This is a genomic window from Methylobacterium fujisawaense (assembly GCF_039619325.1).
Lineage (GTDB): Bacteria > Pseudomonadota > Alphaproteobacteria > Rhizobiales > Beijerinckiaceae > Methylobacterium > Methylobacterium fujisawaense.
The window spans coordinates 3,074,337-3,086,736 of record NZ_CP155000.1 but is presented as its reverse complement, the minus strand read 5'-3'; the positions used below and the strand labels follow the sequence as shown (position 1 = coordinate 3,086,736).

Genomic DNA, 12,400 nt, shown 5'->3' with positions numbered 1-12,400 from the left:
TGATGTCCTTCCAAGCTGCCCACGACATTCTCAGGCAGGTCCCGGCCCGCTTCCGGCGGGCCGACGGACGGCGCGGATCCGGCGCAGTGCCCGGCGCGGTGTCCGGCTCCGCGCTCGCGCCGCCGGATCGTCCCGAGACGATGGCATCCCCCGCCGCCGATACGTCGCCGGCGCCGCAGATCGAGATCCCGGCCGACCCGGCGGCCGCCACGCGGTCGGCCGATCTGCTCCAGGCCTGGCTCGGCCTCTCGGCGCAGCAGCGGGGGCTCCTGGACGCCCTCATCGCCGAGCTCGGGATCGTCTCCGCGGATGTGGAGGCGAATGTCCACGGCCTGTCCAACCGCTTTCAGAACATCGCGGCCTCGACCTGCGAGCAGTCGGAGATCGTGCGCGGCCTCGTCGCCTCGGTTCAGACCGTACGGATCGACGACAAGACCCTGGACCTCGGAGATGTCGCCGCCGGCCTCGGCGAGACGCTCGCCGCGCTGATCGCGCGGATCACGCTGATGTCCTCCCGCGGGACGACCCTCGCGCAGGGGCTGGCGGGGGCGCTCGACGGCCTGTCGTCGGTCGAGGGCAGCGTGGCGGAGATCGAGAAGATCAACCGCCAGACCAACCTGCTTGCCCTGAACGCCAAGATCGAGGCCGCCCGGGCCGGCAGCAGCGGCGCGGCCTTCGCGGTGGTCGCCGACGAGGTGCGCGGCCTCGCCACGACCATCAACGCCCTGTCGGACGTGATCAAGCAGCAGATCGGCACCATGGCGGCCGACCTGCGCAGCAGCCACGCCCTGCTGGGCGACATCGCGGCGATCGACATGTCCGAGGAGAGCCGCACCGCCGAGCTGCGCGTCCGCATGGTGATGCGGGCCCTCGTCGAGCAGAACGCCCAGGTCGCCGGCGTCCTGCGCCAGACCGCCGAGACGACGCAGGCCATCACCGAGGACGTGTCGGCGGCGATCGTGGCGATGCAGTTCCAGGACCGGGCCAAGCAGCGCATCGAGAACGTCGAAGGCCTGCTGCGCGCGGCCGGTGCGGAACTCGGCCGTCTCTCCGGCGCGAGCGCGGGCGACGGCGCGGTGCCGGATTCCGGCGCCGACCCGGCCTGGATCGAGGCGGCGATCGCGCGCTGCACCCTCGGCGAGGTCCGGGCGCGCCTGACGGAGCGACTGCTCGGGGTCGCCCCGGCCGCGCAGCGCCCGGCCGCCGACGATCTGGACGGCATCGACCTGTTCTGAACCCGAGCGCGCCGCCAGGCGCGGTCCGCGGGCAATCCGGTCCGGCCCGGTCGGCGGTTGCGCCGCGGCCGGGGCTTCGGCGCCGGATCTGCCGCGACCGGCCCCACGTCTCATCCCCGTCTCTCCGCCGGCCGCACCCAGCAGGGCCGCGGCCCGCATCCGCATGGGATGCACGACGAGAGCCCGTGCCGGACCGACCGGCGCAGGATGCCGGATACGGCGATCCTGTGATCCACGGCTCACGCGATCTCAGTATCCGATAATCAAATTCTCTGAGCAATTGGCGGATATACTGTCTGTCAGGCATCGAAACCTCGGCGTTAACCGAAAATTTTTAGTCGGATTATATACAACCGGCGAAATCGGGCGGCGGATGATCGTCGTTTCGCGTCGCCGTGAGGGTGCGGCGCGACTCGGCAATCCAGCCGAACGCCTGAGTTCAAAGACATTCGCCCGGTGACAAAGTCGAAGTCTTCGCGTTCGCTCGAAGCCGGGCGGTTCATTCTGCATCTGTATCTAGCGTGAGCGGGTCCGACCGTCCCATGACTGCTCTCGATCCCGCCGACGTCTTCCGGGCCGAAGCCGCCGAGCTTCTGGCCTGCCTGGAGACGACCCTGCTCGACCTCGGCGACAGGCCCGAGGACCGCGCCCTGATCGACACCGCCTTCCGCGCCCTGCACACCATCAAGGGCTCGGGCGCCATGTTCGGCTTCGAGCAGGTCGCCGCCTTCACCCACGACTTCGAGACCGCCTTCGACCGCGTCCGTCGCGGCGAGGTTGCGGTCGGCCACGACCTCGTCAACGTCTCGCTCTCGGCCAAGGACTATATCCGCGGCCTCATCGAGGAGCCCGAGGCCAGCGCGCCCATCATCGGCGAGGCCATCCTGGCCGAACTCGAGCAGCTCCTCGGCACCACCGGCCGCCCCGCCGCCGCGCCGTTGGCCCCCCATCCGGAGCCGGTCGCCGATCCCATCCCGATGGTGGAGGGTGGCTGGCAGATCGGCATCGCCTTCGCGCCCGACGTGCTGCGCAACGGTACCAATCCCCTGGCGCTCCTCGACGAACTGCGCGACCTCGGCGCCTGCACGATCGTGCCGCGCCTCGACGCGCTGCCCGAACTGCCGGGCCTCGATCCCGAGAGCCTCGCCATCGGCTGGGACGTCACGCTGCGCGCGGCCGTGACCCGCGAGGCGATCGAGGATGTCTTCCTGTTCGTGCGGGACGAGATGACCCTGACCCTGGTCCCGGTCTCGCCGGCGCAGCCGGACGCCGCACCCGAACCGGTCGAGGCCGCGCCCGGGCCGTTTGCGCCGCCGACCGTCACGGCTCCGGCGGCGGGTCTCGCCGCCATCGCCTCCGTCGAAGCCCCACCCGTCGCGCCGCCGGCGATCGCGCCCGCGGCCCCGACCCCTGAGCGGAGCCCGGCGCGGCGGGCCGAGGAGCGGCCGGCCAGCAGCGTGCGGGTCGAGGCGGAGCGGCTCGACGAGCTGATGGACCGGGTCGGCGAACTGGTCATCGCCCAGGCCCGGCTGAGCCAGCTCGCCGGCCTGAGCGCCGATCCCGGCCTCAAGGGCATCGCGGAGGAGATCGAGCGCCTGTCGGCGCGGCTGCGCGACACCACGATGAGCATCCGCATGGTCGCCATCGGCGCGCTGTTCGGCCGTTTCCGCCGCCTGATCCACGATCTCTCGCGCGATCTCGGCAAGCCGGTGGAGTTCGTCACCGGCGGCGAGGACACCGAACTCGACAAGACCGTGATCGAGCGGCTGGCCGACCCGCTCGTCCACCTGATCCGCAACGCCATCGACCACGGCATCGAGGCGCCCGGGCGCCGGGCCGCCGCCGCCAAGGCCGCGACCGGGCGTATCACGCTGACCGCCGAGCATGTCGGCGCCCAGGTGCTGGTGAGCGTGCGCGACGACGGCGCCGGGCTCGACGCGGCACGCATCCGCGCCAAGGCCGAGGAGAAGGGCCTGTGCGCGCCCGGCGCGGTGCTCACCGACCAGCAGGTCTACCAGTTCCTGTTCGCGCCGGGCTTCTCGACCGCCCAGGAGATCTCGGCCCTGTCGGGGCGCGGGGTCGGCATGGACGTGGTCAAGAAGACGATCGAGAGCCTGCGCGGCACGATCGACATCGCGACCGAGCCGGGGGGCGGCACGACGGTCGCCCTGCGCCTGCCGCTGACGCTGGCGATCATCGAGGGATTGCTGATCCGGGTGGGGGAGGGGCGCTACGTCATCCCCCTGGCGGCGGTGGAGGAATGCGTCGAGCTGCCCGCCGGCGAGCGCGGCGGGCGCGGGCGGGACTTCCTGAACATCCGGGGCGCGCTGGTGCCGTTCCTGCGGCTGCGCAGCCTGTTCGGGGCCGCGGGCGAGCCGGAGCTGCACCAGAAGGTGATCATCGTCGCGGCGGGCGAGGCCCGGGTCGGGCTGGTGGCGGACCAGATCATCGGCAACCACCAGACGGTGATCAAGTCGCTGTCGAAGCTGCACGCGGACGTGGCGACGTTCTCGGGGGCGACGATCCTGGGCGACGGCACGGCGGCGCTGATCATCGATGTCGGCCGGCTCGTGAGCGGCGGCGGCGCCGAGGGCGCGCGCGCGTATCAGGAGGTGGCGTGATGAGCGGCGGCGTGACGAGCGGTTCTTTCGGAACCGGACCGCAGGCGGGGGCGCGGGGCGGCCAGCAGGTGGTGATGTTCCGGATCGGTACGGAGAGCTTCGCGCTGGATGCCGGGATGGTGCGCGAGATCATCGATCCGATCCCGGCGACGCGGGTGGCGGGGGCACGGCCGCATATCGACCGGATCGTGAACGTGCGCGGCAACGTCATCCCCCTGGCCGACATCCGCGAGCACTTCGGGATGCCGGCGGCGGCGGACAGCCCGGACACGCGCTTCCTGGTGCTGGAGGTTGCGGTGGGGGGCGATCCGGTGGTGGTCGCGCTGGTGGCCGACAAGGTGTTCGCGGTGACGGAGATCGATCCGGCGAGCTGCCAGGCGGTGCCGCCGGTCGGCACGACGTGGCGCCCTGAATACATCCGGTCGATCGTCAAGGCGAGGGATGAATTCATCATCGTCCCCGAACTCGAGCAGATCCTCAACTGAAGTCTTGTGGCTGTCCTGTCCAAGTGTTGCGTGCGTGGGGTGAGTACGATGCGTTTCTCGATCAAGGCCAAGCTCGCAGGCGGTTTCGGCGCCGTCCTGCTCCTGACCGCCGCGGCCGGCGGCGTCGGCTATCAGAAGTTGATGTCTTCCGAGGAGTCGATGAAGTTCGTCATCAGCCGCGCCGAGCTGCAGGCCCTCGTGCTGGACGCGAAGGGCCACGCGATCAATGGCGTCAGCAACGTGCGGGCGGCGGTGATCAGCACCGATGACGCCCAGATGACGGAGTTCAGCAAGCGCGCTGCGGACAACCGCAACGACGCCGTGGCGGGCTTGGCCAAGGCGAAGGGCTACATCGTCGCGGATGAGGGCAAGCGGCTGCTGGATGACCTGTCCGACAAGTACGAGAAGCAGCGCGCCCTGGCCGGGAAGATCATCGATCTGACGAAGCAGAATTCCGGCGTCAGGACCTGGGCCGAGATCAACACGACGGGTCGGCCGGCGACGGCGGCGCTCCGTTCGGAACTCGACACCTTGGCCAAGGGCCGCTCGGGCGAGACATCGGGTGACGACTTGGCCAAGTCTGCGGCCGCCTTCCAGATCCGCATGGAGCGGGCCTGGGGACAGCTTCAATCGGCGACCGGTGCGACGACCCTCGAGGTGCTGGAGCAGCGGGTGAACGCGGCCAAGCAGGTGCGGGATGAGGTCGCGCACGCCATGGACGACCTCCTGCGCGCGAGCGCCGCGCAGGGCATCTCGACCGAGGGGGTGCGCCAGAAATACGCCGCTTGGTCGGCCTCGTTCCAGAAGGCGCTGGCGACCATCGAGACGGGGGCCGCCGTCAAGGCCGCCGACCTCGCCTCCGGCGAATACGCGACGCTGAGCCTCGCGGCGAACCGGGCCTTCGACGCGCTGGCCGAATTCCAGAACCGCCGCATGATCGACGCCGTCGGCAGGGCCAAGGCCGATGCGAGCGAGGGCCAGACGATCCTGCTCGCCACCGTTGCGGCGGCGCTCCTCCTCGGCCTCGGCATCGCCACCTGGCTCGCCTTCTCGATCTCCCGTGGCCTCGGCCGCGCCGTGACCCTCGCCGACGCGGTGGCGATGGGCGACCTGAGCCAGACCGCGAAGGTCACCTCCAACGACGAGCTCGGCGATCTCGTGGGGGCCATGGGCCGCATGACCGAGAACCTGAACGCGACGGCCGCGCTCGCCAACGCCATCGCCCAGGGCGACCTCAGGGTCGAGGCCCGGCCGCTCTCCGACAAGGACACGATGGGCATCGCCCTGCAGACCATGCTGACGAAGCTGCGCGCCGTCGTGGCCGAGGCGAGCGCGGCGGCGAGCAACGTGTCGGCGGGGTCCCAGGAGCTGTCGGCCTCGGCCGAGCAGCTGTCGCAGGGCTCGACCGAGCAGGCGGCCTCGACCGAGGAGGCCTCGGCCTCGATGGAGGAGATGGCAGCCAACGTGAAGCAGAACGCCGAGAACGCCAGCCAGACCGAGACGATCGCCCGGCAATCGGCCCAGGACGCGGAGGCCAGCGGCGTCGCCGTCGGCCGCGCCGTCGAGGCCATGCAGACCATCGCGCAGAAGATCACCATCGTGCAGGAGATCGCCCGCCAGACCGACCTGCTGGCCCTCAACGCCGCCGTCGAGGCGGCCAGGGCCGGCGAGCACGGCCGCGGCTTCGCGGTGGTGGCCAGCGAGGTGCGCAAGCTCGCCGAGCGCAGCCAGGCGGCCGCGGCCGAGATCGGCACGCTGTCGTCCGACACCGTCAAGGCCGCCCAGCAGGCCGGCGACATGCTCGGCAAGCTCGTGCCCGACATCAAGAAGACCGCCAGCTTGGTGGAGGAGATCACCGCCGCCTGCCGCGAGCAGGATGTCGGCTCGGGCCAGATCAATCAGGCGATCCAGCAGCTCGACAAGGTGACCCAGCAGAACGCCAGCGCCTCCGAGCAGGTCTCGGCCACCTCCGAGGAACTGGCCACCCAGGCCGAGAAGCTGCAGGCGACGATCGCCTACTTCCGCATCACCGAGGCGGCCGCACCGGTCGGGACTCTGGCCGGTGTCGATCAGGCGGTGACGCGGCTGCGCGCGACCGCGACGCGGATGGGCGCGCCCTCGGCGGCGATCCGCTCGCCGAGCCCGAAGCGGGCGGTGGGGCGCAACCCGGCCGCGGCCGGGGGCTTCGCCCTCGACATGGGCGAGGGCGACGCGCAGGACGCCGCCTTCACCCGCGTCGCCTGACACCTCGCCCGACAGGTCGCCCGACCTGTCGGGCGAGGCCCGGATCCGCGCGGCGCTCGTCCCCGCGCGGATCCCGCCGTCGGCGCGCGTCGCAGTCCATCCGGAGACTCTGCATGTCCAGTGTGTGGCAGTACCTGACCCTCGGTCTCGGCGCCGAGACCTTCGGGATCGACGTCGAGCACGTCCACGAGATCCTGGACTACCGGGTCCCGGCGGCCCTGCCGCAGGCGCCGGCCTTCCTGCTCGGCATGATCGACGTGCGCGGGCAGAGCTACCCGGTGGTGGACCTGCGCACCAAGCTCGGCCTGCCGCCCGTGGCGCGCACGCCGGCGACGCGGATCATCCTGCTCAACGTGCCGATGCCGGGCCGGGCGCTGCGGGTCGGGTTCGTGGCCGACCGGGTGATCGAGGTGACGGAACTCGACGGGACCGAGATGGAGGCGGCCCCCGAGGTCGGCGGCCGCTGGAACGCGCGCTACATCGCCGGGATCGGCCGCCGGGGCGAGGCGTTCGTGGTGGTGTTCGACCTCGTCGCGCTCATGGACGGCGACGGGCCCGCGCTCGCCGCGTCGCCCCAGGCCGCCTGAGCGGACCCGGGACCATGGAGACCGATCCGGGTCACCTGAGCGACCGGCATTTCCGCTCGGTCGCCGACCTCGTCCAGCACCATGCCGGCATCCAGCTGCCGCCGGCCAAGCGCACCATGGTCGAGGGCCGGCTGCGCAAGCGCATGCGCGCCCTCGATCTTCCGACCCTCGAGGCCTATGGCCGCCACCTGTTCGAGGCGGGCCATCTCGCGGACGAGTTCCCGCACCTCGTCGACTGCGTGACGACGAACAAGACCGACTTCTTCCGCGAGCCCGCGCATTTCGATCTGCTGCGCACGACGATCGTCCCGCGGCTGGCGGCGCGGGGCGACCGGCCGCTGCTCAAGGTCTGGAGCGCGGCGGCTTCGACCGGGGCGGAGGCCTATACGCTGGCGATGGTCCTGCAGGACATGGCCGCCGACCGGTTCCGCTACGCCATCCTCGGGACCGACATCTCCTCGGAGGTGCTCGAACGCGCCCGGACGGCGATCTACCCGGAGGAGATGCTGGAGGCGGTGCCGCCGGACCTGCGGCGGCGCTACGTGATGGTCGCGCGCGATCCGGCCCGGCGCGAGGGGCGGATCGTGCCCGAGCTGCGCGCCCGGGTGCGGTTCCAGCGGCTCAACCTGATGGACGAAAGCTACCCGATCGACCGGGACGTCGATCTCGTCTTCTGCCGCAACGTGCTGATCTACTTCGACAAGCCGACCCAGAAGGCCGTGGTCGCACGCCTGGCCGGGCACCTGCGCCCCGGCGGATACCTGATTGTCGGCCATTCCGAATCGATGGCGGGCGTCGGCGTGGCGGGCCTCGACCAGATGTCCTCGACCGTCTTCAGCAAGCTGAGGGATTCCGGCCGGTGAGTGCGTCGAGACCGATCCGCGTCCTCATCGTCGACGACTCGGCCTCCGTCCGCCAGACCCTGTGCGGCATCCTGGAGACGGCGCCCGACATCGCGGTCCTGGGTACCGCGGCCGATCCGTTCATCGCCGCCCGCCGGATCCAGGAGGAGATCCCGGACGTCATCATCCTCGATCTCGAGATGCCGCGCATGGACGGCCTGACCTTCCTGCGCAAGATCATGGCGCAGAAGCCGCTCCCGGTGATCGTCTGCTCGACCCTGACCGAGGCGGGTTCCCGGATCCTGTTCGAGGTGCTGGAGGCGGGCGCCGTCGACGTACTGCCGAAGCCGCGGGTCGACACCCGCCAGTTCCTGCTCGAATCCACGGTGCGGGTCTGCGACGCGGTGCGCGCGGCCGCCCGGGCCAAGCTGCGCGGCAGCCGGCCGCCGCGACAGCTCGTCGAAGCGAAGCTCTCGGCCGATGTCGTCCTGCCGCCGCCCGTGCCCGGACGTGTCGTGGTCGAGACCGACCGGATCGTCTGCATCGGTGCATCGACGGGCGGGACGGAAGCCCTGCGCGACGTGCTCGAGGTGCTGCCCGCCGAGTCCCCCGGCCTCGTCATCGTGCAGCACATGCCGGAGCACTTCACGGCGGCCTTCGCCAAGCGCCTGAACGGGCTCTGCGCGATCACCGTCAAGGAGGCGGAGGACGGCGATCCGGTGCTGCGGGGCCGGGCCCTGATCGCCCCGGGCGGGCGGCACCTCATGGTCGAGCGCCGGGGCGGCAGCTACGCGGTGTCGGTGAAGGACGGTCCGCTCGTCGCGCGCCATCGCCCATCCGTCGATGTGCTGTTCCGGTCGGCCGCCCGGGCGGCGGCCGCGAACGCGCTGGGCATCCTGATGACCGGCATGGGCGACGACGGCGCCAACGGCCTGCTGGAGATGCGCCGGGCCGGGGCGCAGACCGTGGCGCAGGACGAGGCGAGTTGCGTGGTGTTCGGGATGCCCAAGGAGGCGATCGACCGCGGCGCGGCCGCCAAGATCCTGCCGCTCGAGCAGATGCCTGGGGAGATCCGGCGGTTCGGCCTGACCGTGGCGGGGCCGCGCTGAGGCCGGTGTGACCGCCGGCCTCGGGCTCAGGACTGGTCGCGACGCTCGGACTTCGCCTCGGATTTCGCCCGGCGCGCCCGCGTGCGGCTGTATTGCGGAGGCGATCCGCGCAGCGCCCCGGCGGGAGCCGTCTTCACGGAGCGGGCCGGAGGCGGCCCCATATCCCCGCCGCGGCGCGCACCCGCTTTCGCGCGCTTCGTACTCCGCCCGCTCGACGTTGCGATGCTGCCTGCGCGGATGCCGGCCTCCTGTGTCCGGGCATTCAGCAGGTCCTGAACACCGGGCGGATGATCGGGCACGGGAAACAGGCTGGCCAGCCCGTCGGCGACGCCTCTGAGTACGGCATCCGCCTGCTCTTGATCTTCCCTGCCCTGTACGACGATGAAACTCATCTGCGCACCCGGATCGTTGGTTCAGATCCTAAACTCGATGGGATGCGAAGGGTTGCTCAGGCCGTTGTGAAGTCGTCCGGTGATGTCGGACATCGGCGCTTCATGAACGCGATGTAATCAACTTGCAGTCGTGTCGCGAAGAGTGCCGAATCATTGGGCAGGCCCGTGGCAGGGCTTCGCGACCTCTCGCGGCGACCTCTGGCGGCGACCTCTCGCGGCGGCCGCTTCGGCGCCGGCAGGGTCGGGGCCGGCCCGGCGCAGGACGGGGCGAGGCTGTGCCCGTGCGCCACGTCCCCAGGGCGCCGCGTGCCGGCACCTCCGTCACCACGCGGCGCGGAAAGCCCGGCCGGCTCACGCGGCGTAGCGGTCGAGCGCCAGATCGTCGCTCGCGATCTCCGGGGCCCGGCCGGACACGAGGTCGGCGAGCAGGCGGCCCGAGCCGCAGGCCATCGTCCAGCCGAGGGTGCCGTGGCCGGTGTTGGTGAACAGGTTCGCGATCCGCGTGCCCCCGACGATCGGCGTGCCGTCCGGCGTCATCGGCCGCAGGCCGGTCCAGAACGCGGCCCGGGAGAGGTCGCCGCCCGCGGGGAACAGGTCCTGCACCGAGCGCGCGAGGGTCTCGCGGCGCGGCAGGCGCAGGGCGCTGCTGAAACCGGCGAGTTCGGCGGTGCCGCCGACGCGGATGCGGTCGCCGAGCCGGGTGATCGCCACCTTGTAGGTCTCGTCCATCACCGTCGAGACCGGGGCGGCGGCCGTATCGGTGATGGGCAGGGTCAGGGAATAGCCCTTCACCGGGTAGACCGGCAGGGCGATCCCGAGGGGGCGCAGCAGGGCCGGCGTGTAGCTGCCCAGCGCCGCCACGTAGGCCTCCGCCCGCAGGAGCTCACCGTCGGCGGTCTCCACCGCCGTCACCCGGTCGCCGGCATGGTGCAGGCGCGCGATCGCCGTCCCGTAGCGGAAGGTGACGCCGAGTCCCTCGCAGATCGCGGCGAGGCGCTGCGTGAACAGGTGCGCGTCGCCGGTCTCGTCGCCCGGCAGCCGCAGGCCGCCGACGAACACGTCCGGCACCGCCGCGAGCGCGGGCTCCGCGGCGATGCAGCCCGCCGGATCCAGCACCGTGTAGGGCACGCCGTAGGCGTCGAGGACGCGGGTGTCGTCGCCGACATGGTCGAGCTGCTTCTGCGTCCGGAAGAGCTGCAGCGTGCCCTTCTCCCGGTGGTCGTAGGCGATGCCCGTCTCGGTGCGCAGGTCCCGCAGCACGTCGCGGCTGTACTCGGCGAGCCGGACCATGCGGCCCTTGTTCCGCCGGTAGGCCTCCTCGGTGCAGTTGGCGAGCATCCGCGTGAGCCAGCCGTAGAGGCGGGGCTCCAGGCGCGGCCAGAGCACCAGGGGGCGGTGCCGCATCATCAGCCACTTGAGCGCCTTCACGGGGATCCCGGGGGCCGCCCAGGGCGCCGCGTAGCCCGGCGAGACCTGGCCGGCATTGGCGAAGCTGGTCTCCAGGCCGGCGCCGGGTTGGCGCTCCAGCACGGTGACCTGATGGCCGGCCCGGGCGAGGTAATAGGCCGAGGTGACGCCGACGACGCCGCCGCCGAGGATGAGGACGTTCATGGCGGGCCTCAGGCTCCGAGAAAGACGCGATGGAAGCGGTGGCCGAGGTTGGTCAGGACCTCGTAGCCGATCGTGTCGGCCGCCGCGGCGACGGCGTCGACGTCGCGCTCCGGCCCGATGATGTCGACGAGCGCCCCCGGCCCGATCGTGCCGGGGGCCAGGTCGGTGACGTCCAGGACGAGGCTGTCCATCGAGACCCGCCCGACCACGGGCAGGCGCGTGCCGCCGAACCAGGCCGCGCCGCCCGCCGTGCTTCGGAAGAACCCGTCCGCGTAGCCGATCGCCACGGTGGCGAGGCGGCTGTCCCGGCCGACCTTCGCCGCGTGCCCGTAGCCGACGGGGGTTCCGGCCGGGACGCTGCGCGTCTGCATCACCCGCGCCCGCAGACCGATCACCGGCCGCATCGGATTCGGGGCGTCCGCCTGCGGGGCGATCCCGTAGAGGGCGGCGCCGGGGCGCACCAGGTCGAACCGGAAGTCCGGCCCGAGGAAGATCCCGGACGAGGCCGCGAGGCTCGCGGGCACGGCCGGCAGGCGCCGCCGGACGACCTCGAAGACGGCGCGTTGCGCCGCGTTGACGGGGCTGTCCGGCTCGCCCGCACAGGCGAGGTGGCTCATCACCAGCCGCAGGTCGAGGCCCGCGAAGGCGTCCGGCGCGTCGAGGAGCGCGCAGGCCTCTTCGGCCGCGAAGCCGAACCGGGCCATGCCGGAATCGATCTGGAGGATCGCGGGCAGGCGCCGGTCCAGGCGCCGGGCGAGACCCTGCCAGCCGTCGCGCTGCGACCGGTCGTTGAGGACGGGGACGAGGTCGTGGGCCGCGCAGGCCGCCTCGCTGCCCGGGGAGGCGCCGTTGAGCACGGCGATCACGGGGCCGGGGCCGAGGATCGCCCGGAGGGCGACGCCCTCGCCGACCTGCGCCACGAAGAAGTGCCGACAGCCGGCGGCGGCCAGGACCGGCGCCACCCGCTCGGCGCCGAGCCCGTAGGCGTCCGCCTTGACCACCGCCGCGCAGACGGCCGGCCCGGCCTGCAACGCGAGGGCACGGTAATTGTCGGCGATGGCCCCGAGGTCGATCGTCAGGAGCGCGGCTGCCGTGCCTGCGGGACCGGCATCGGGCCGGTGATCGCGATCGATCCTGCTCATGGCGACCCCCGGGGCGGCTCCCTGATGCGCTGCCGCCAAGCTATACGGAGGATCGTCGAACAGGCGTCCGATGTGTCGAAGCGTCTTGCGACGATGGGCGGCTCGTGCAATTTTCTACGACGATTTCGAAGA

Annotated in this window: 10 protein-coding genes; 7 read left to right on the top strand and 3 right to left on the bottom strand. The window is 71.8% G+C overall.

Annotation, left to right across the window (positions count from 1 at the left end; all coding sequences use genetic code 11):
* The first annotated feature begins 2 nt into the window (after nucleotides 1-2).
* The 7 genes from ABC766_RS14690 (at nucleotide 3) to ABC766_RS14660 (ending at nucleotide 9,123) form a co-directional block, all read left to right on the top strand.
* The gene (locus ABC766_RS14690) at nucleotides 3-1,235 is read left to right on the top strand and encodes a methyl-accepting chemotaxis protein (RefSeq protein ID WP_345822535.1); all 1,233 of its coding nucleotides are present in this window, start codon (nucleotides 3-5) and stop codon (nucleotides 1,233-1,235) included.
* Nucleotides 1,236-1,777: 542 nt separating this feature from the next.
* Nucleotides 1,778-3,856, top strand: coding sequence for a chemotaxis protein CheA (locus ABC766_RS14685; protein WP_345822534.1), 2,079 nt, complete (start codon nucleotides 1,778-1,780; stop codon nucleotides 3,854-3,856).
* On the top strand, nucleotides 3,856-4,341 hold the full coding sequence (locus ABC766_RS14680; RefSeq protein WP_345822533.1) for a chemotaxis protein CheW: 486 nt from the start codon (nucleotides 3,856-3,858) through the stop codon (nucleotides 4,339-4,341). Before ABC766_RS14685 ends, ABC766_RS14680 begins: the two co-directional genes overlap by 1 nt.
* Nucleotides 4,342-4,389: 48 nt before the next feature.
* A complete protein-coding gene (locus tag ABC766_RS14675) occupies nucleotides 4,390-6,585 on the top strand; it encodes a methyl-accepting chemotaxis protein (RefSeq protein WP_345822532.1) in 2,196 nt (731 codons plus the stop codon).
* 113 nt (nucleotides 6,586-6,698) lie between these two features.
* Nucleotides 6,699-7,172 carry a chemotaxis protein CheW gene (locus tag ABC766_RS14670; protein ID WP_043354099.1) on the top strand — a complete coding sequence of 158 codons (474 nt, stop codon included), beginning with the start codon at nucleotides 6,699-6,701 and terminating at the stop codon, nucleotides 7,170-7,172.
* A 14-nt stretch (nucleotides 7,173-7,186) separates the two neighbouring features.
* Nucleotides 7,187-8,035, top strand: a complete 849-nt coding sequence (locus ABC766_RS14665; RefSeq protein WP_345822531.1) for a CheR family methyltransferase — start codon at nucleotides 7,187-7,189, stop codon at nucleotides 8,033-8,035.
* Nucleotides 8,032-9,123 carry a protein-glutamate methylesterase/protein-glutamine glutaminase gene (locus ABC766_RS14660; protein WP_043354103.1) on the top strand — a complete coding sequence of 364 codons (1,092 nt, stop codon included), beginning with the start codon at nucleotides 8,032-8,034 and terminating at the stop codon, nucleotides 9,121-9,123. Before ABC766_RS14665 ends, ABC766_RS14660 begins: the two co-directional genes overlap by 4 nt.
* 26 nt (nucleotides 9,124-9,149) lie before the next feature.
* On the opposite strand, the gene ABC766_RS14655 is transcribed toward ABC766_RS14660, so the two are convergent.
* The 3 genes from ABC766_RS14655 to alr all read right to left on the bottom strand — a co-directional run bounded on the left by ABC766_RS14655 (nucleotide 9,150) and on the right by alr (nucleotide 12,268).
* The gene (locus ABC766_RS14655; protein WP_345822530.1) at nucleotides 9,150-9,515 is read right to left on the bottom strand and encodes a hypothetical protein; all 366 of its coding nucleotides are present in this window, start codon (nucleotides 9,513-9,515) and stop codon (nucleotides 9,150-9,152) included.
* A 351-nt stretch (nucleotides 9,516-9,866) separates the two neighbouring features.
* Nucleotides 9,867-11,126 carry a D-amino acid dehydrogenase gene (locus ABC766_RS14650; RefSeq protein ID WP_345822529.1) on the bottom strand — a complete coding sequence of 420 codons (1,260 nt, stop codon included), beginning with the start codon at nucleotides 11,124-11,126 and terminating at the stop codon, nucleotides 9,867-9,869.
* 8 nt (nucleotides 11,127-11,134) lie between these two features.
* Entirely contained in the window at nucleotides 11,135-12,268 is a 1,134-nt protein-coding gene (gene alr, locus ABC766_RS14645; RefSeq protein ID WP_345822528.1) for an alanine racemase, read from the bottom strand.
* Nucleotides 12,269-12,400 lie beyond the last annotated feature (132 nt).